This window comes from Pseudoxanthomonas broegbernensis (genome assembly GCF_014202435.1).
GTDB classification, from domain to species: domain Bacteria; phylum Pseudomonadota; class Gammaproteobacteria; order Xanthomonadales; family Xanthomonadaceae; genus Pseudoxanthomonas; species Pseudoxanthomonas broegbernensis.
The window spans coordinates 24935-43771 of the sequence record NZ_JACHGU010000005.1; the positions used below are offsets into that span (position 1 = coordinate 24935).

Annotated in this window: 17 protein-coding genes and 1 tRNA gene; 8 read left to right on the plus strand and 10 right to left on the minus strand. The window is 65.6% G+C overall.

What is annotated here, in order from left to right:
- Positions 1-8: 8 nt before the first annotated feature.
- Positions 9-329, minus strand: a complete 321-nt coding sequence (locus HNR76_RS10925; RefSeq protein WP_162310376.1) for a type II toxin-antitoxin system PrlF family antitoxin — start codon at positions 327-329, stop codon at positions 9-11.
- A gap of 187 nt (positions 330-516) precedes the next feature.
- Here HNR76_RS10925 and HNR76_RS10930 point away from each other — a divergent pair, with 187 nt between their 5' ends.
- On the plus strand, positions 517-1137 hold the full coding sequence (locus HNR76_RS10930) for a type IV toxin-antitoxin system AbiEi family antitoxin domain-containing protein (protein WP_162310375.1): 621 nt from the start codon (positions 517-519) through the stop codon (positions 1135-1137).
- A gap of 164 nt (positions 1138-1301) precedes the next feature.
- On the opposite strand, the gene HNR76_RS10935 is transcribed toward HNR76_RS10930, so the two are convergent.
- The 8 genes from HNR76_RS10935 to HNR76_RS10970 all read right to left on the minus strand — a co-directional run bounded on the left by HNR76_RS10935 (position 1302) and on the right by HNR76_RS10970 (position 12751).
- Positions 1302-2969 (minus strand): ATP-binding protein, encoded by a 1668-nt coding sequence (locus tag HNR76_RS10935; RefSeq protein WP_162310374.1) that lies wholly within the window; start codon positions 2967-2969, stop codon positions 1302-1304.
- A 9-nt stretch (positions 2970-2978) separates the two neighbouring features.
- Complete coding sequence (locus HNR76_RS10940) at positions 2979-4196, minus strand: DUF4297 family anti-phage-associated protein (protein ID WP_162310373.1); 1218 nt, start codon at positions 4194-4196, stop codon at positions 2979-2981.
- A 121-nt stretch (positions 4197-4317) separates the two neighbouring features.
- A complete protein-coding gene (locus HNR76_RS10945) occupies positions 4318-6939 on the minus strand; it encodes an AAA family ATPase (RefSeq protein WP_162310372.1) in 2622 nt (873 codons plus the stop codon).
- The gene (locus HNR76_RS10950) at positions 6936-8045 is read right to left on the minus strand and encodes a metallophosphoesterase family protein (RefSeq protein WP_162310371.1); all 1110 of its coding nucleotides are present in this window, start codon (positions 8043-8045) and stop codon (positions 6936-6938) included. Before HNR76_RS10950 ends, HNR76_RS10945 begins: the two co-directional genes overlap by 4 nt.
- 160 nt (positions 8046-8205) lie before the next feature.
- The gene (locus tag HNR76_RS10955) at positions 8206-8649 is read right to left on the minus strand and encodes a hypothetical protein (RefSeq protein WP_162310370.1); all 444 of its coding nucleotides are present in this window, start codon (positions 8647-8649) and stop codon (positions 8206-8208) included.
- A gap of 105 nt (positions 8650-8754) precedes the next feature.
- The gene (locus HNR76_RS10960; RefSeq protein ID WP_162310369.1) at positions 8755-10554 is read right to left on the minus strand and encodes a tyrosine-type recombinase/integrase; all 1800 of its coding nucleotides are present in this window, start codon (positions 10552-10554) and stop codon (positions 8755-8757) included.
- Positions 10555-10807: 253 nt separating this feature from the next.
- Positions 10808-10878, minus strand: a tRNA-Gly gene (locus tag HNR76_RS10965).
- A 73-nt stretch (positions 10879-10951) separates the two neighbouring features.
- Positions 10952-12751, minus strand: a complete 1800-nt coding sequence (locus HNR76_RS10970) for an autotransporter outer membrane beta-barrel domain-containing protein (protein ID WP_162310368.1) — start codon at positions 12749-12751, stop codon at positions 10952-10954.
- 160 nt (positions 12752-12911) lie between these two features.
- Here HNR76_RS10970 and thiS point away from each other — a divergent pair, with 160 nt between their 5' ends.
- The 4 genes from thiS to HNR76_RS10990 all read left to right on the plus strand — a co-directional run bounded on the left by thiS (position 12912) and on the right by HNR76_RS10990 (position 16754).
- Entirely contained in the window at positions 12912-13112 is a 201-nt protein-coding gene (gene thiS, locus HNR76_RS10975) for a sulfur carrier protein ThiS (protein WP_162310367.1), read from the plus strand.
- A gap of 66 nt (positions 13113-13178) precedes the next feature.
- Positions 13179-13973, plus strand: a complete 795-nt coding sequence (locus HNR76_RS10980) for a thiazole synthase (RefSeq protein WP_162310366.1) — start codon at positions 13179-13181, stop codon at positions 13971-13973.
- Positions 13974-14073: 100 nt separating this feature from the next.
- Positions 14074-14814 carry a tRNA (guanosine(46)-N7)-methyltransferase TrmB gene (trmB, locus tag HNR76_RS10985; RefSeq protein ID WP_162310365.1) on the plus strand — a complete coding sequence of 247 codons (741 nt, stop codon included), beginning with the start codon at positions 14074-14076 and terminating at the stop codon, positions 14812-14814.
- Positions 14815-14891: 77 nt separating this feature from the next.
- Positions 14892-16754: an SLC13 family permease gene (locus tag HNR76_RS10990; RefSeq protein WP_162310364.1), complete on the plus strand. Its 1863-nt coding sequence runs from the start codon at positions 14892-14894 to the stop codon at positions 16752-16754.
- Here HNR76_RS10990 and HNR76_RS10995 read toward each other — a convergent pair.
- Positions 16732-17130: a Rieske (2Fe-2S) protein gene (locus tag HNR76_RS10995; protein ID WP_162310423.1), complete on the minus strand. Its 399-nt coding sequence runs from the start codon at positions 17128-17130 to the stop codon at positions 16732-16734. The two genes, HNR76_RS10990 and HNR76_RS10995, sit on opposite strands and share 23 nt — an antisense overlap.
- 64 nt (positions 17131-17194) lie before the next feature.
- Between HNR76_RS10995 and HNR76_RS11000 the strand changes: the two genes are divergently transcribed.
- From HNR76_RS11000 to mscL, 3 genes are all read left to right on the plus strand, one after another.
- Positions 17195-17479 carry a hypothetical protein gene (locus tag HNR76_RS11000; protein WP_162310363.1) on the plus strand — a complete coding sequence of 95 codons (285 nt, stop codon included), beginning with the start codon at positions 17195-17197 and terminating at the stop codon, positions 17477-17479.
- A gap of 37 nt (positions 17480-17516) precedes the next feature.
- Positions 17517-18221, plus strand: a complete 705-nt coding sequence (locus HNR76_RS11005) for a fumarylacetoacetate hydrolase family protein (protein ID WP_162310362.1) — start codon at positions 17517-17519, stop codon at positions 18219-18221.
- An 89-nt stretch (positions 18222-18310) separates the two neighbouring features.
- Positions 18311-18724, plus strand: coding sequence for a large-conductance mechanosensitive channel protein MscL (gene mscL / locus HNR76_RS11010; protein WP_162310361.1), 414 nt, complete (start codon positions 18311-18313; stop codon positions 18722-18724).
- Positions 18725-18837 lie beyond the last annotated feature (113 nt).

An 18837-nucleotide genomic window follows, 5' to 3' on the forward strand; every position in this document is an offset into this window, starting at 1 on the left:
TGCCCGCGTCAGAGCGCGACGTCGCCCTCGATCTCCTCGTCTGGATCCACGCCACTGCCGCCATGCGTCTGCATGGCTTGGATCAACGCTTTCGGAAGCTGCCGGACACGCTTGCCACGCCGGATATCCCGGGCCAGTACACCCAGGAAAGCCTGGATGGCCGGATCTTCGTGTTCGCCGCTCACACGACTGATTACGACCCGGTCATCGTCGTGCACATCGAACGCCACGGCATCACCGATCCCCACTCCCAGCACTTGCCGGACCGATCGTGGAAGGGTGAGTCGCCCCGTCGCCGTGACGGTGGCCTGTTCATGAATAGTCGGCATGGTCCGCTCCGCAACATCGTGCAGACCCACACTACACCCCCTTGTGAAACCAATCGCCCCGGGGGTCGTGTGGACGACGAGGCATACCACCGGGACGACGAGGAGTTCTGGCGGCTGGCGACACCCCGGGCAGGAGTATGTGTTAAAACCTCTGCACTTTTTCATTTTGGCCGAGGTTTCCTATCGCATGTCCGCGTCCCGAGTCTCCCAGCGGGAACGGGTCCTCTCGCTGCTAGCAAGTCGCGGGATGATGCGTCTGCGCGAGTTCGGTGAGACCGGAATTACGGCCGCAACCGTCTCACGGCTGGAACGGGATGGCGCGATCACGCGGCTAGCCCGGGGACTGTACCGGCTCGCCGATGAGGAACTCGACCAGCAGTACTCGCTGGCGGAGGTGGCCAAGCTGATCCCGAAGGGTGTCATCTGCCTGACCTCGGCGCTGGCCTTCCACGGCCTGACTGATCAGCTCCCTGCCCACGTCTGGGTGGCGCTGAGCAAGCAGGACTGGCGCCCTCGTATCACCTACCCACCCGTGCGGATCGTCCGCTTCCCGCCCGAACTGCTGGCAACCAACGTCGAATATCACGTGATCGGGCAGACCCCTGTCCCAATCTATGGTGTCACCAAGACGATCGTCGACCTGTTTCGCTACCGTCGTATGCTCGGGACAGCAGTGGTCATCAAAGCGATGCGCGAAACGCTGCGCCAACGCAAGGCCACGCCTGCCGAGATCGCCCAACTCGCCGAGCAGGCAGGCGCATGGAAAGCCATGGCGCCCTACCTGACGATGTTGGCTTCATATGACTAGGTTCTGACCACAATCGGCCAGAAGCCGACGTACAAAGTTCGCCCAGCCGACATCGGACCTGCCCAGACTGGTGTCAGGCACGTTCCAACACCACTGCCCAATTTGCAGATTAATGCTCACAATGGTCGACAATAATTTTTCGGCTGCCGCCCCTTATCGCCTGACTAGCGGCGCAACCACTCGTCGCGGATCTTGTCGATCGCAAGATCCTTCCACTGCTGCTGCCAGAGATCCCAGTAGGGAATATCAGTCGATGCTGGAGCCACCGTGCAGACCTCGATCTGGACTACAGACGGCAGGGCGATCGACTCTCCGACCAGCAGCGCCTCGCCCTGCTTGAAAGCCGGCATCTTGTCGATGAGCGTTCCCAGCGAGTCCGGCAGCAACTTGCGGACATAGCCTTGGTCGACCGGATTGGTCAGGCGCATGGCGATGAAATTATTGCACTGTGAAAAGATCGTCTCGGAGATCTCCGAGGGCCGCTGGCTCGCGAGGAGCAAGGTAATGCCATATTTGCGCCCCTCCTTGGCGATGCGCTCGATCGACATCTTCGACGCCCGGAACTTCGATAGTTCGCTGTTCGGCACATATTTGTGCGCCTCCTCGTAAACGAGAAGAATGGGTGCATCGTTGTTGATCTTTTCCTGCGGATCGGCGGCGCAGCGCAGGCGCTTGTAGAAGTAGCCATGCTCGAAGATCAGCCGCGAGATCAGCGAGACCGTGATGCTCAGAACCTCGAACGGCACGCCGCTGAGATCGATGACGGTGACGTTGTGCTGCTTGCCCGTACTGTAGCCGAGAATGGATCGGAGCGTTTCCTCGAAAGAGATTGACTTGGATTTCTCGCCAAGGAAGAAGTCGAGGCGCCGGTCGTTGATCTTGCTCTCGAGACGATTCACAAAGTTGGTCAGCCGCCCATAGAGGCTGCCCTGCGTGAGCTTCGGCTGCCCGGCCTTCTCCTTGTTGCTCGCAGCATACACCTCGCCGCTGTCGACCATCTCTGTGTTGCGATAGTTGGCGTGGGCCAGAACGTCGCGAATGTCGAACGGGAGCGGTGTGTCCAGATGGATTCGGTTCTTGTCGTCATCACTTCCCGTGAAGTGCGCCTTACGGCTCTGGATCACGGCATCCTTAAACACGTTGCGCTGATTGTGATCGTTCGTCTCGGTGTCGAGGAAGAACTCCTCCAATTCCTCACCGCTCAGCATCCAGTACGGGAGAACTAGGCTGGCGCTGTCGATGAAATTCGCCTCCGGAAAGGCCGCACGATATTCTGAATGGATATCGAATATGATCACGTGAGAGTTGTTCAGAGTATAATCGCCCTTCGCCCCGACCGCCTTCTGAACGATCTTCGCGACGGTGTGCGACTTGCCGGAGCCCGTAGAACCGACCACCGCGATATGCTTGTTGAAGAATCTATTTCCGTCGACGGGAACCTCGACCTCCTTATTGGTCGCAAGCGTCGAAAAGCAGAAGCGGTCCTTCACGGGCAACGAGCTGCCATAGATTAAGCGGATATCGTCGATCGTCGCCGGCTGGACGGTCTTTGGCGGGATCGCCAAGGCGTCGCCGCCGCGCTCAAACTTCTGATCGCGTAGAACGCCGAGCGGGAAAGCCTCGATCACATAATCCTGGCTGCCGTCGTCGCGCGCCTGAATCTGGAAATTTTCAATGATGGCGACCAGTACCGCATTCTCATTGTCGGCGATCTTCAAATATGAGCCGACACGGAGAGATTCCTCGGCGATCCTGAAATTCTCCAGGTCATCGACAACGATCTTGACCTTGTTAGGAAAGACAGCGACGACTTCGGCTTTTACATCACTCATACTTATCCCCTAAATGATCTTGTCGATATCTTCGTACTTGGGAATCTGAAATCGGGTATGGCTGATGGCGCCATCACCAAAGTCTTCAACCGGCTCACTGCGATAGAATTCATAGATTTCGCGGGAGCGCTGGAACGACAGAAAGGTCTGCCGCGCCTCCGCCAGATCGCAGAATAGCCTCAGGGCCGGACCGGCACTGGCGGAAGCCGGTCGGGAGATCGAACCGGCGTCGAACTGGGCACCCTTGAAGTCGTAGCCGTCGACGAAGCGAACGGCTTCGTTGTGCAGCTCCTGCTTGAGACCGGCAAGTTCGCTATCATCGATGCCGACGAGCAGAACATAGGGAGAGAAGGGCTTCGCATCCCGTTTGGACAGCTTGGAATACTTCCGGGAGATGGTCTTCAGAAGAGTTTTGACCGCGTTCCGATTGTAAGTGTCGCCAGCCGGATGGATGATGAAAAGCCGGTCTGCCGGAGAGACATTGACGCCTGCTGCGAAAAATTCGTTGCGTAGCCCGCGATAATATTTGGCCGCGCCGAGCTTAGTGATGAACCACTCATCGAAGAGATACGATGATGTATCTATTCGCTCTATGAAGGCCGCCTTCGTTGTGACGCGCAGAGCCTCGTCCGGTTCAATCGCCAGTTCTTTGATAACCCGCAGGGCGCTGTTATAGTAAAAATACTCGGCCGCGAACGGTGAGCAGCTAAACTGTTTGACAAGTCTCTCTATGATCGCCTGAAACTGGTCCTCGAATTTCGCCGCATTCACGTCGATCGATAGGAGTTTCAAGAAGTCCTCGAGCTCCGCGTCACTGACTCCCAGCTCTTCATGTTTTTCGACCGTCTTCTCTTTTGATGCGGTGGTGAGAAAATTGGTCTTGAGGAAGCCAATATCGAACGGGAGCACCAACTTGTCTTGCCCGGACGCAAAATGGCCACTAAGTTGATACTGGATCGCTGGCCGGCCGGCCGTGAGGCCCGCTTTGAAATGCGCGAGCATGAACATGATGGCGGGCTTGATAACTGAATGATTATACTCGGATTTCTCGTAATACTTGCACTGGACGGCGGTCGTTTCCGTAGCCGTATGGACATCGATATCCTCAATGCATTCGATCGCCACCGAGTCATTCGCACCCGTTAGACCCAGGATGCTAAGGATCGAGCGATCGAACTGATAGAAATAGCCAGCAATCGTTGAAACTGCGCTCCGATCGGCCACCATTACCCCCTGCGGTGATCTGCCGCGCGGACGTCACGTTCGCATTCGTTCGTCATCGAAATCCCCATTTTTCGGTCGTTCCCGTTTCTCGATGATCGCATACCGGCGATTGATGACTTTATGGTCACAACGCGATCCGATTTCCAGCGACATGTCTGAATGCGCGATCGCGGCAGGTGAGAAGGACGACCTGCATGCGGGTCGCGGCCTCCGACAGAATCTCGATCATGGTGTCGAGACGGGCATCGTCGGAATAGACCAGCGGATCGTCGAGGATCAGCGACACGGGCTTCCCCTGCTCCAACAGCATATCGGCAAATGCAATCCGCGTTAGGACGGCAAGCTGCTCTTGCGTGCCGCGCGACAGGCTTGCGCAGCTTTCGTCCACGCCCCCACGGATTACGCTTTCGAGACCGAGATCCTCTGAAAAGGTGAGCTCGCATTGAGGCAGCAGGCGCTCGATATGACGCTTCGCCCGCGCCGCCACCGGACCGACAAATTTTGCCGACGTCTCGTTACGGGCGGCGTCGAGGGTGCTCCGTAACACCTTCAGCGTTTCCGCTTCATCGGTGATGCGCTGAAGAGCAAGACGAGCCGCCTCGACTTCCTCGGAGGCCGCAGCTGTCCGATCGGCGAGGCCAAGCCCGCCCTCGCTCTCGATCGTCCCTTCAAGGCGCGCGATATCGGTCTCGAGGCGCGTGAGGGTCTCCCCAGCCGTGCGCACCCTCGCATCGATCAATTCTATCTTGCGCGTAATGGTCGCGACGTCGTGCGCAGAGGCATCGCGGAGTGCGTCTTCAACCTTGACCGAAGCCTCGGCGGCCTGCTCGCGCGCCTTGGCCAGATCTTGGGTGAGCGTCGCCCATTCAACTCGCCGCTCGATCGCCTCGAGCGCGCTGACGGCGTTGGCGACATCGCTCGCGGCCCTTGCTTCTGCCGTCGCAAGCGGTGCTTCCTCCTGCTCGGCGCGACGCAGGGCCTCGATGGCGCTGTCCTGGGCCCCTTCGGCGCGAGCTGCGGCGCTATCGGCCGTCTCCATCGCCTTCGTGAGCGCCGCGATATCGAGAAGCTCCTCCTCCCCTGCAGCCCGTTCCTCGCCGAGCTCGGCGACGAACAGCTTGAGCGCGGCGGATCCAGCGGCGAGCTGAAGGACATCGTCGGCGGGCGTCGCGGCTTCGATGCGCGCCTCCAAGGCTCGCAGGTCGGCTGCGGCATCCCTGGCGATCTCGTTGCGGGCTCTCGCGGCAGCAAGATCGACGACACCGAGATCGTCGAGTGCCGTTTTCCGCTTACGAAGCGCAGACGCCAAGACCTCTGCGGCGCTGGCGGCAGACGCCGGCGGCGTGATCTGAAGCTCGGCGGCGCCGAAGCGGATTTGGACCTCGCGGTCGAGGGTGCGCGCACCGAGTACCATTGGCTCGCCATCGATCGTGATGCCGTCCGCTGAGCCGGACAACGCAATCCGGGTCGCGCCGGCGTTCACCACTGCCAGCGCTTCCGCAACGGCGCGGTCATGATCTTCAAGCGACGTCAGCACTTTCGGAGCGATCGCCATGTCGGAAAGCGCTTTCGCGGTGCTGTATTGTTCCTCGAGCTTCAGGAGGTCGGCATGCCGGCGGCGCGCGGCCTGGACCGCTACACCGCGACGGCTTTGTCGGATCCGCTCTTCGCCTTCTACCAGGGCCGTTCGCGCGGCCTGGCGGTCCGTGCGCGCGGCATCGAGCCCGGTGCGCGCATCCACCACCTTCTGCTTCGCGGCCGACAATGTGTCGGCGACCCCGAGACGCCGCTCGCTTGCCTGGGTCAGCGCGGCGTCCGCTTTCGTCCGAGCCTGCGTCGCATCGTCGTGGCGTTGCCGAAGGTCCGCGAGAGCCTTTACCTTGCCGTTGATCGCTTCCTGCTCGGCACGACGGGTGGTGAGGATCTGGGCCGCCGCTCGCGCGATATCGAGCGATGCAACCAGGTCGCTACGCGTCTGCGCGTCCGTGTTGTCCGCCATCTCGCGCTGGATAATCTTCAGGCGGGCACGAGCCGCCTCGACATCTGAGAAGCTGCGCTCCAGCGTGACCAATCGATCCGCGGCTTCGCGCGCCGTGGTCTCGGCGGCCTCGAGCCGCTCACGCGCGTCGGTTTGCCGGCCACGCTTCTGGCCCGTCGGTGTCCAGTAGAGCTCATACTGGGCCTCGACGCGATCCCTGACGCGGCGATAGGCAGCGCCGCCCATGATCGACCCGACTTCCGCCTCGAGCGTAGAGGTGACGCTGTCGCGAACGATCTGGCCGGGCGCGGTCACAGACAAGGCCTCGGTCTGGGCGACCCAGAGTAAACCGAGTGCGCCATAGGTCGCGACATCGCCGCCCCGGCTCGTGTCGCGGACCGAACCGAGCAGCGCATTCAAGCGCGCCTCGGCCTCCTCCCCTTGCGCACGGCCCTGAGGCCCCGAGACCTCGACCGATGCGCTGCGCAAGAAATGCTTGGTCACCGACCACGGCGCGCCATCGACCTCGAAAGCGACCTCGACCTCGGGACCGACCGCATCGCCATGCGGTGCGAAGGATTGGGCAAGCTGATTGCGCGTGTTGAAGCGGACGAAAAAGGCCGCGCGCAAGGCTTCGAGAAGCGTCGACTTGCCCGTCTCATTGGGCTCGATGACGACATTGAGGCCGTCGGTGAGACCCTCGATCATGACGGGCGCGCGGAATTTCCGGAAATTCTCCACCGCGATGCGACGAATGACGAGGCTCATGCCGGCTCCTCTCGGCTATATTCGACGAAGAGGCGTTCGAGGGCCCGCTTCGCGACCACCGCATCCTCGCCACCACCTTCGATCCTGGTATTGAGCATCGCCGCCGCCGCCCCGAGCATGCCCTCGACGGCCAAGTTTGCAATGTCTTCCTCGCTCGGCCGACCCACCAGATCATCCGCGCGCACGTCGAGATAGCGCAGCTGATGCCCGATATCGTGTTCGAGCCGCGCTAGCATGCCAATCCGATCCCCGAGACTGGTGATACCAGCCAGCGTCAGGTGCAGGAGCGTTGTGGGCGCGTCGATCGCGCCGAGGAGCAATTCGCACTCGGCATCGAACGCGGCCTGGTCGCCGACCATCCAATCCCGCAGAAGCCATTGGAATCGGCCCGTGCGGATCGGCGTGACGGACGGCTCCGCACCCGTCGAAAGCTCGACGACCAGGGCCTGCCCGGGATCATCCCGCTGGAAGCGGTCGACCTCGGGCGTGCCGGCATACCAAGTGCGACCATCGACGCGGAGTGCCCCATGCCAGTCGCCGAGCGCCAGATAGTCGAGGTTCGATCGGCGTGCGCGATCTGGCGCGATCTGGTTCTTCGTTTCGCCTTGTGAGCCGAAGTTGCGGATCGAACCGTGCGCGAGGCCGATTCGCAGCATCGCGCCGGGCGTCTCCATGGCGTCGAAACGGGCGGTGGGATCTTCGAGATTGTGGCGATGCTCAAGCGGCGCCGGCAGCAGCCAGACGCCGGGGTTCATCTCGACCGGCTCGGGCGTCGACAAGATGACGATGTTATCGCTCGCCCGTTGACGGACGCGATCCCATAATCCGCCATTGCGCGCGAAATCATGGTTGCCGGGAAGCAGCCACCAGCGACAGCTATGACGGCTCATCCGGGATATAGCCTGCACGATCGTCCGGTCCTCGGGCCCTTCGGTGTCGAAGATGTCACCGGCAACGACGACGTGCTGTGCCCCATGTTCGGCCGCTGCGCGCCCAAGTGTGTCGATTGCCTCGAACCGCGCCTCGCTAAGGCCGGCCCGGACTTCGGGCTCGAAGCGCCCATACGGTTTGCCGAGTTGCCAGTCAGCAGAATGGATGAATTTCAAAATACCTCCCCCTGGTCAGGAACTCCCGATCCTCGCTATGCGCTAGAAGTTCTCGGCCGCCGCCGGCTCAATCTTAACCGGCAGAACGATGTTCGGCACCCTCAAATATCCGGTCGCCCCTTCGCTGGTTTTCAACCCCGCTAGCATAGCGATTAACGCGTCAGGCGTTCGCGCGGCCCGACCAAGCAAGGGCCGCCTGCAGCACGACGTGGGCTTCCTTTATGAGTGTCACGTCGCGCTCCCACTGGCCATCCGGCCCACCGCGGAATTTCTCGCCATGCAGGTAGCTATTTCGCACTCGGCAAACGCCTTGAATAATTAACTCGTGCACGTTCATTAAGGGCACGGGTATTTCGGGTGCCCATACAAGGTCGTTCATCAGCCGACGCGGCGGCTCGCCGACCAGGGTCTTAGCGATGCCATTGTCGACGACCGCGGCGAAGAATTCTGGCCCGAGATCACGGGCGAACGCATCCCAATCGGCTTCGGCAGTCTTCTTGTTTAGCCGAATCCGGCCGGATCGCTTCAAAGCGTATTCGGCATCGCCGAACTGTCTCGCGAAGGCCCTGCGACGACGTAGGGATTGTCCAACGAAATCCTCCAAGCCTGATCCGTCATCCGGCTAAACGTTGTGTGCCGGTATACACTGCAAACGACTTTCTGAATGACCGCCTTGGGTCGGAAGCAGACCACACTCACTATCCAAAGACTAGGCATCTAATCTTCGTTCACGAAGGCTAGCACACACGATCTCGCCAACTTCAAGGATTGTGCTCGATGTAACCATCTCTAAGGGCGCTCGTGATCCCAATCGCCCCATTGACCTGGAAAGCGCCCAATAGACATCCCAAGCATCAGCCTGATCCGCATGGGTCAACACGGTAAGGGTCAACAGATACTTGGTTGGATCTAACTGCCAATCAGGAATCCGGCATCCCCGGTCATCCAGGGAAAGCGCAAGCAGTCGTCTGGCCTTGATATCCCCAATGATTTGTTCGCAAGACTTCCTTGCAAGCACGGCGTACGCCGACAGCGGAAGGTTGTGCGGTGCTTCGTAAGCCTCCAGCCTATCGCAGGCTGATGGCGGCAACCGTAATGCCGAAGAGTCCGAAACAGAAATGGCGGATCCCTTCACCAAATCTGGGGAACCAGGCGGAACTATGATAACCATCGTGCCGCCCTCCAAGTAAAGGACGCGGGCGACCTGCTCCTTTTCTGCATCTCGCGAAGCAACCGCAGGTCCCATTGTCGACGCACTCGTCACAGCGACAGCGCCTTGCTCCATCTGATCCAAACGATCAGCCCAGTCCTGCATCATGCGCCGACGCTGCTCAATGTACTCGGCATGGTTGTAGGCTGTACCACCACCTTCAGCATCCGCATGCGACAGTTGGGCGTCTATCCAAGCCTTGGGGTAGCCGTATTCGTTCAACGCGGTGGCAATGGTGGCGCGGATGCCGTGACTAGTCAGACGCCCCTTGAACCCCAATGATTCGAGTGCCTGGTTCAGCGTGTTCTCGCTGATCGGCTTCTTTACATCGCCGCGTTGCGACAGAAGGTGGCGCTGACCTGGTCGTACGAAACCAAGCAACTGGCGTACAACTTCAAGAGCTTGATTCGACAAGGGGACGACGTAGGGCGGCACGTCCTGCGACTGCTTGCCTTGCTTGCGTATCGTCAACTGCAGCTGTTTCACGAGTACCGCAGGAACAACCCAGAGCCCCCGCTCGAGATCGAACTGATCCGGCGTCGCGGACCGCAATTCGCCCGTGCGTACGCCTGTCAGCAACAGCAGGCGCAGGCCAAGTCGAATCTGCTGGTCGCCCCGATAGCCTGACAGACCCTGCAGAAGCAGCGGCAATTCCTCCACCCGCAGGAAGGGATTGTGGGCAACTGGCACCCTCGGCAGGGCAACGGCATCCAGATCCAGCGCGGGATTGCGCTCGAGTCCCGGGAACTTGACCATGGCGAACCGGAAGAGCTGCCGGAGCCAGAGCCGGCACTTCTGGGCAATGGTGAGTGCACCGCGCGCTTCAATTTTTGCCAGCACGGCGACCAGATCGCTTCGGCTGATGTCGTATATCGACCGCTTCCTGAGCGTTGGCGGGATGTCTTTCCGGAAGATCCGCTGGATCTGCAGCAAGCTGCCTTGGCGCTTGGGTTTCAGGCTGAGACGACGATGCTCGACCCAAGTGTCGAAGACTGTCTGGAAGACCTGTTCCTCCGCCATGTGTCGGACGAGTCGTTCGTGCTTACGATACTCCTGGAGATTCACCCCGCGGGCCACCAGAGCCCGAGCAGCCTCCCTACGGGTTCGCGCCTCCTTGAGGCTGACCTCCGGGTAGGTCCCCAAGGACATGCGCCGCTGCTTGCCCAGCCACCGGTAGCGGAAGTGCCAGTTCTTGCTGCCGTTGGCGGCCACGTTGAGCGCCATTCCACGCCCATCCCCAAGGGTATAGGCCTTGCCGGTGGCGCGCGCTTGGCGGACGGCAATGTCCGTGAGCGGCATGACGCTCGCTCCTGACCCGAGTCGCAAACGAAGATCCTAGCGCTGCCGGCCAGCGACACCCAAGCGAGTCCATCGCTTACGGCCCTTGGAAAAAGGCCCCAAAAGTGGACTAAAAAGGACTGGCTGTAGGTGGAATTCGGTGGACGTCCCTGGAACGTCACAGCCACGAAAAAGGGGCCTAAGCCCCTGATTGGCCAATGATTCGTAGCGCTCCATGGACGTCAGTGGCGCTCCATGGCCTTCAGTGGATTTGAGCGGGTGATGGGAATCGAACCCACGTTAGCAGCTTGGGAAGCTGCAGTTCTACCATTGAACTACACCCGCACAGGCATGAAGTCTATGCGGCGGCGGTACCGCGGCGCAACGCAGGACGGCCGTCGCGCCGCGGTACCGCGGCTCAGAAGCCGCCGGACAGGCTCAGGAACACGCCGTTGTCGCTGCCGCCCTTGCGGCCCACCGTGGTACGGGCGCCGAGGTCGGCGGCCAGCCCGAACAGGCCGAAGCGCGCGCCCAGCACCAGGGTGCCGTAGTCGCCGTCGATGTCCAGGCCGGGCACCGCGTATTCCAGGTCCGGCAGGGTCTGCAGGCGCGCGCGGGCCTGCGCCGGCGCGTCCTCGAACTCGTGGTCCCAGGTGGCGCGCGCGTAGGGGACGAAGGCGCCGGCGTCGTAGCTGGCCTGCCAGCCCAGGCTGCCGACCAGCGAGTCCAGCGACAGCTCCGGGTAGGCCAGCGCGCTGGAGGACAGGTTGCTCTCGCGCCAGCCGTCCAGCTCCACCTGCTGCCACAGCAGCGCGGCGACCGGCCCGTGGCGCACCGCGCCCTCGCCGAACGCGTAGCCGCCGGACACGCCGAAGGCAGTGTTGCGGCCGTCGGTGTCGCCGGCGTGGCGGCGCACCGCCGGGCCCATCGCCACCTCGCGGTTCACCTCCACGTCCAGGCGGGTGTAGCTGGCCTGGGCGTTGACCCAGGCGCGCTCGCCGTACCAGCCCACGAAGCCGCCCAGGGTCGACTCGGTCTGGGTGAAGTCGCCGCGCCCCAGGCCGAAGTCCGCGTCCAGCCGGCCATGCCCGACGAACGTGCCGGCGACCAGGCCCCTGCCGTCGCTCCAGTCGATGCCGAACAGGCCGGCCGGGGCGACGCCGTCGTACAGGTCGGCATGGCCGTAGCGCTGGTTGTCCGCGCGCAGGCCGCCCCACCAGCGCAGCCCTTCGGCCTCGGGGCGGGCGAGGATGTGGCCGGCCACCTGGTCGGCGCGGGAACGGCCGATGACGGTGGCCGAATGCGGCACGACCGACACCAGCCGCGGGCCTTCCAGCACCGAGACCGCGTAGTCGGCCAGGAACGCATGCACCGCGCCGGTCGGGTGCGCGCCGTCGGCGAACAGGTAGGTGTCGGCCGCGTCCGGGGCCACGTAGGCGGCCGGGTAGCAGGCAAGGGAGCTTCCGCCCGGCGGCAGGCACGCGGTCTCGGTGACGTTGCGCAGGCCGTAGGCGGCGGGGCTGGCGAGCACCTCGCGCAGCATGTTGAAGGTGTCCAGCGGGATGACGCGATGCCCGGCCTGGGCCAGCGCGCCGTACATCGCGTCGTTGTAGCCGGACGCCAACTGGGTCAGCGCGGCCTGCGCCAACGGACCGGCGGCGGCAGCGTCCGGGGTGATGCCCATGTCCGGCATGCTGGGCACCAGCACGTAGCGCGCGCCGGCCGCCTCCAGCGATCCGACGATCTGGACCACGCCGCCCACCGCGGTGGCCAGGGTCTCCTGCACCGGCGCGCCGGCGCCGGCGATGGCGAAGATGTCGTTGGCGCCGGTCCATACCGTGTACAGCACGTCCGGGTCGGCCTTGCCGCCGTTGGCCGCCAGGTAGCGGGCGGCCTGGGACACGGTGGATTCGGCGACGCCATTGGCCACCGCCACCCGCGAACCGCCCTGCGCATAGTTGTCGCCGCCCTGGTTGTCGGTACGGCCATCGCCGCCGTAGTAGTCGGCCACGTGCTCGGCCCAGACCAGGCCGGGATTGGTGGTGAACTTGCCGGCGATGGGCTGCAGCGGCGCCGGCAACTGGTCCTTGAAGTGTCCGGCGTCGGTGAGGCTGTCGCCGAAGAAGACCGTGCCGGCGTACTCGCCGGCCAGCGCCGGAGCGCAGGCCAGGGCCAGGGCGGCGGCGAGCGCCGAGCGGATCGGGCGGGGGAAGGACATGTGCAACTCCTTGGGGGTCGGGATTCGGGTGAAGGCGCGCGGCGCCGGAGATGCCGGGAGTTTAGCGGCCGTGGCGTACGGACACGAATGGCCGGCAGGCGCCCGCGGTCCCGCCCGCGCCGCGCTGCGGCACGCGGCGAACGATGCGACAATCCCGCCCATGCACATCGTCCTCAATGGTGAGCCGCGCACGCTCGCGGCGGGAATCACGCTGGCGGCGCTGCTGGATGCCGAGGGCCTGGCCGAGCGCCGCGTGGCGGTGGAGGTCAACGGCCTGATCGTCCCGCGCGGCCGCCATGCCGGGCATGCGCTGGCCGACGGCGACCAGGTGGAAATCGTCCACGCGCTGGGCGGCGGCTGAGCGGCACTCCGCACCCACCCGCGCCCTCGCCTGTTCCCCGGCGGCGCATCGCGCCATAATCGTGCGATGGACACCGCCCCCACGCCCGATCCGCTGGTCATCGCCGGCCGGACCTTCCATTCGCGCCTGCTCACCGGCACCGGCAAGTTCAAGGACCTGGACGAGACCCGCCGCGCCACCGAGGCCGCCGGCGCGCAGATCGTCACCGTCGCCATCCGCCGCACCAACATAGGCCAGACTCCTGGCGAGCCGAACCTGCTCGACGTGCTGCCGCCGGAGCGCTACACCATCCTGCCCAACACCGCCGGCTGCTATACCGCCGATGAGGCGGTGCGCACCTGCCGCCTGGCGCGCGAGCTGCTTGACGGCCATACCCTGGTGAAGCTGGAAGTGCTGGGCGACCAGCGCACCCTGTACCCGGACGTGGTGCAGACCCTCAAGGCCGCCGAACTGCTGGTGGCCGACGGCTTCGACGTGATGGTCTACACCTCCGACGACCCGATCCTGGCCCGCCAGCTCGAGCAGATCGGCTGCTGCGCGGTGATGCCGCTGGCCGCGCCGATCGGCTCGGGCCTGGGCATCCAGAACCGCTACACCCTGCTGGAGATCGTCGAGAACGCCAAGGTGCCGGTGCTGGTCGACGCCGGCGTGGGCACGGCCTCGGATGCGGCCATCGCCATGGAACTGGGCTGCGACGGCGTGCTGATGAACACCGCCATCGCCGGCGCGAGGGACCCGGTGCTGATGGCCGGCGCGATGAGGAAGGCGGTGCAGGCCGGGCGCGAGGCGTTCCTCGCCGGGCGCGTCCCGCGCAAGCGCTACGCCAGCGCCTCCTCGCCGGTGGACGGCCTGATCGGGTGAGCCCCGCGGCGGCACCGCCGCGCCGGGGCGTGCTTCCCACAGGCCGCCGCGCGGGCGCCATGGGAGGCGGCCGCCCCTCCGGAAAAATGACGAGCAGACCTTGAACAAGGCCCCTCCAAAACCCTACACGGTCGAACAAGGCCGCCGCGCGATCCGCAGCTTCGTCCTGCGCCAGGGCCGCTTCACCCCGGCCCAGCAGCGCGCGTTCGAGCAGGCCTGGCCGCGCTTCGGCCTGGACTACGCCGGCGCGGTGCGCGACCTGGACGCCACCTTCGGCCGCGCCGCGCCGAAGGTGCTGGAGATCGGCTTCGGCAACGGCGAGGCGCTGCGCTTCGCCGCCCGCCAGGACCCGGCGCGCGACCACATCGGCATCGAGGTCCACGCGCCCGGGGTGGGCCGCCTGCTCAACGCGCTGGCCGCCGACGGCAGCGACCACGTGCGCGTGTACCACCACGACGCGGTCGAGGTGCTGCGCGACGAGATCGCCGACGGCGCGCTGGACGAGATCCGCATCTACTTCCCCGACCCCTGGCACAAGAAGCGGCACAACAAGCGGCGCCTGGTGCAGCCGGAGTTCGCCGCGTTGCTGGCGCGCAAGCTGCGCGTGGGCGGGCGCCTGCACCTGGCCACCGACTGGGAGCCGTACGCCGTGCACATGCTCGACGTGCTCGAGGCCACCCCCGGCCTGGCCAACCGCGCCGGCCCGCGCGGCCACGTGCCGCGCCCGCCGTGGCGGCCGCAGACCCACTTCGAGCAGCGTGGCCTGAAGCTGGGCCATGGCGTGTGGGACCTGCTCTACGACCGCACCGGCGCGCCGGCGCTAGACTCGGACCCGGCATGAACACCGCAGCGACCTCCCGCGCCCGCGCCGCCCGCGGCCGCCCCGCCACCGCCTCGCCCTAAGGACCCCGGCGCGCAATGGACTCCGGCCTGACCCTGACCAACGAGATGCGCCTGGTACTGGGCCTGGTCGGGTTCACGATGGCGATGTTCCTGTTCGACCGCATCCGCGCCGACCTGATCGCGCTGGTGGTGCTGGTGGTGCTGGGCATCACCGGGCTGGTGGCCCCGGAGGAGATCTTCAGCGGCTTCTCCAGCAACGCGGTCATGAGCATCATGTCCACGATGATCCTGGGCGCCGGCCTGGACCGCACCGGCGCGCTGAACCGGCTGGCGAGCTGGCTGCTGCGGCGCGGCCGCGGGATCGAGCAGCGGCTGGTGCTGATGACCAGCGCCATCGCCGGCATCAACTCGGCGTTCATGCAGAACCCCTCGGTGATGGCGCTGTACCTGCCGGTCGCCGCGCGCCTGTCCTCGCGCACCGGGATGGCGCTGTCGCGGCTGCTGCTGCCCATCACCTCGGCCATCATCATGGGCGCGGCGCTGACCATGGTCGGCACCTCGCCGCTGATCCTGCTCAACGACCTGCTGGTGTCGGCCAACAACAACCTGCCCTCGGGCATGGCCACCCTGGAGCCGTTGCCGATGTTCGCCCCGGCGCCGGTGGGCGTGACCCTGCTCATCGCCTCGCTGCTGTACTTCCGCTTCTACGGCAACCGCAAGCTGGCCGAGGCGGAGGCCGAGGGCAAGGGCTCCGGCGAGAACGTCACCCCGTCCAGCACCGAGGGCTACTTCGCCCGCACCTACGGCATCGACGGCGACGTGTTCGAGCTGACCGTCACCGCCGAGAGCCCGCTGGTGGGCATGTCGGTGGCCGAGGCCGAGTCGCTGCACGAGGCCCCGCTGCTGCTGGCGCTCAAGTCCGGCAACGACACCCGGCTGGCGCCGCCGGCCGACATGCGCATCTGGGTGGGCAGCGTGATCGGCGCGATGGGGCCGCGCCAGCAGGTGGCCGACTTCGCCCAGAACCAGTTCCTGCGCATGTCCTCGCGGCTGCGCAACCTGGGCGACCTGTTCAACCCGGCCCGCGCCGGCATCTCCGAGGCGGTGGTGCCGCCGACCTCTCGCTACATCGGCAAGACCGCGCGCGAACTGCGCCTGCGCCACACCTCCGGGATCAGCCTGCTGGCGATCAACCGCGACAAGAAGGTGATCCGCGAGGACGTGCGCGCGGTGGAGCTGCGCGCCGGCGACATGCTGGTGTTCCACAGCTTCTGGCAGGACCTGCGGCGCACCGCCGGCAACCGCGACTTCGCCGTGGTCACCGACTACCCCAAGGGCGAGCAGCGCCCGCACAAGTTCAAGATCGCCATGGCGATCTTCGCGGTCACCATCCTCATCGCGCTGACCGCCAAGCTGCCGGTGGCGCTGACCCTGATGACCGGCGTGGCCGGCATGCTGCTGACCGGCGTGCTGAAGATGGACGAGGCCTATTCGGCGATCAACTGGAAGACCGTGTTCCTGACCGCCGGCCTGATCCCGCTGGGCTGGGCGATGGACAGCAGCGGCGCGGCCGCCTGGGTGGCCGGCAACACCCTGGCCAACCTGCCCGACGGCACCCCGGCATGGGCGCTGCAGGTGGTGCTGGCGCTGCTGACCACCACTTTCTCGCTGGTCATCAGCCACGTCGGCGCGACCATCGTGATGGTGCCCATCGCCATCAGCCTGGCGCTGGCGGTGGGCGGCGACCCCACCGCGTTCGCGCTGATCACCGCGCTGTCGGCCTCCAACAACCTGATGACCGGCTCCAACCCGATCATCTCGATGATCACCGGCCCGGCCGGCTACGGCGCGCGCCAGATGTGGCGCGTCGGCGCCCCGATGTGCCTGCTGTACACGGTGATCGCGGTGACGGTGGTCAACCTGATGTTCTGGAAGTGAGGCGGGCGGCGGCCAGCCAGACCTGGCCGTCGCGCACTTCCACGGCCACCGGGCGCAGCGCATCGCCCCGGCACGGGCCGGCCACGCACACGCCCCCGGGCAGGCCGAACGCGGCGCCGTGCACCGCGCAGACCAGGTGGCCCTCGCGGCTCTTCAGGAACTGTCCCGGCGCCCAGTCCAGGCGCCGCCCGGCGTGCGGGCAGACGTTGATCCAGGCATGCACCGCGTCGCCGCACCGGTGCAGGATCAGCGATTCCTCGTCCTCGCCCAGCCGCGCCTGGACCTCGGCCAGGCCGCCCTCGGCCAGGGCCGCAAGATCGATCAACGGCGCCGTGCCCGGCGCCCCCGCCGCAACGCCATCGCTTAACGAACCCATCACAACCTCGCCAGGCATCCGGCCGATACTGCCGGCCTGCGCCATTCTGGCACGCGATCCCTTCATGCGATTCCGCACGTTCCGTTTCGACACCGCCTTCCTCGGCGCCCTGTTCTCGCCGCGCAAGCCGCGCGCGCCGCTGCTGCGGGTGGCGCTGGGCCTGGTCGGCGTGGCGTTGCTGGCGCTGCTGGTGTTTTTCAGCGTATTCGTCGGCGCGGCGATGATCGCCGCCGGCCTGGCCTGGAAGCTGCTGCGCGGCCGTGCGCGCCCCGCGACGGGACAGGCCGGGCATGTGATGGACGCCGAATACCGCGTGCTGCGCAAGCCGGTGCTGCCCTCGCCGCACTGACGCCGGGCGCGGCTGCGCCCATCCCACGGACCGCCGCATGACCGATGTGATCCCCGTCCCGCCCGTGCCGCGCATCCCCGTGCGCGGCGGCGGCGGCTTCCCGGTGCGCCGCATCTATTGCGTGGGCCGCAACTTCGCCGAGCATGCCCGCGAGATGGGCGCGGCCGCGCCGGCCTCGAAGGAGGAACGCGGCCGCCCGGTGTTCTTCATGAAGCCGGCCGACGCCATCGTCGTGGACGGCCAGGTGCCCTACCCGCCGGCGACCGCCGACCTGCACCACGAGGTGGAACTGGTGGTCGCGCTGGGCCGCGACGCGCCGGCCGGCGTGCTGCCGGTGGAACGCGCGCAAGCGCTGGTGTTCGGCTACACCGTGGGCCTGGACCTCACCCGCCGCGACCTGCAGGCCGCGGCCAAGGCTCGGGGCCTGCCCTGGGACACGGCCAAGGGCTTCGACCATTCCGCGCCGGTGGGCGAACTGGTGCCGGCCGGCCAGGCCGGCGCGCTGGCGCCGCGCATGCTGGAGCTGCGGGTCAACGGCGAGCGCCGCCAGCGCGCGCCGCTGTCGGACCTGATCTGGGACGTGGCGGAGATCCTGCACGAGCTTTCCAGGCTCTACGCGCTGCGCGCCGGCGACCTGGTGTTCATGGGCACGCCCGCCGGCGTGGCCGCGCTGCGGCCGGGCGACCGCTACGAGGCGGTACTGGAAGGCATCGCCACCCTGCATGGCGGCATCGGCCGCTGACCCGGGCGCCGCCGCCCGGGTTAGGCTAGCGCCCGTGCCCGCCGCGCGCGGGCACGCCAAGACAGCCATCGACTGGAGAGGAGAGCGACATGGGCATGATCGGCGAGTTCAAGGAATTCGCGATGCGCGGCAACGTGATCGACCTGGCCGTGGGCGTGGTGATCGGCGCGGCGTTCGGCAAGATCGTCACCGCGCTGGTGGACAAGGTGATCATGCCGCCGATCGGCCTGCTGATCGGCGGGATCGACTTCTCCCAGTGGGTATGGACGCTCAAGGCAGCCGGCGTCGACGCCGCCGGCGAGGCGGTGCCGGCGGTGACCATCGGCATCGGCGAGTTCCTCAACACCATGATCCAGTTCGTGATCGTGGCCTTCGCCATCTTCCTGCTGGTGAAGGTGGTCAACCGCCTGTCGCGCAAGCACGAGGAGGCCCCGGCGGCGCCCGCGGAACCGACCGAGGAAGTGCTGCTGCTGCGCGAGATCCGCGACACGCTCAGGCGCTGACGCAGGCGCGGTGGCGAGAAGAGCGGGGGCCGCCCTGCGCAGGGCGCCCGCAGGAACGCCGGGCCGGCGCGCCGATGCGTGACCGCCTGCACGTGAGCGGCAAGGACGCGTTT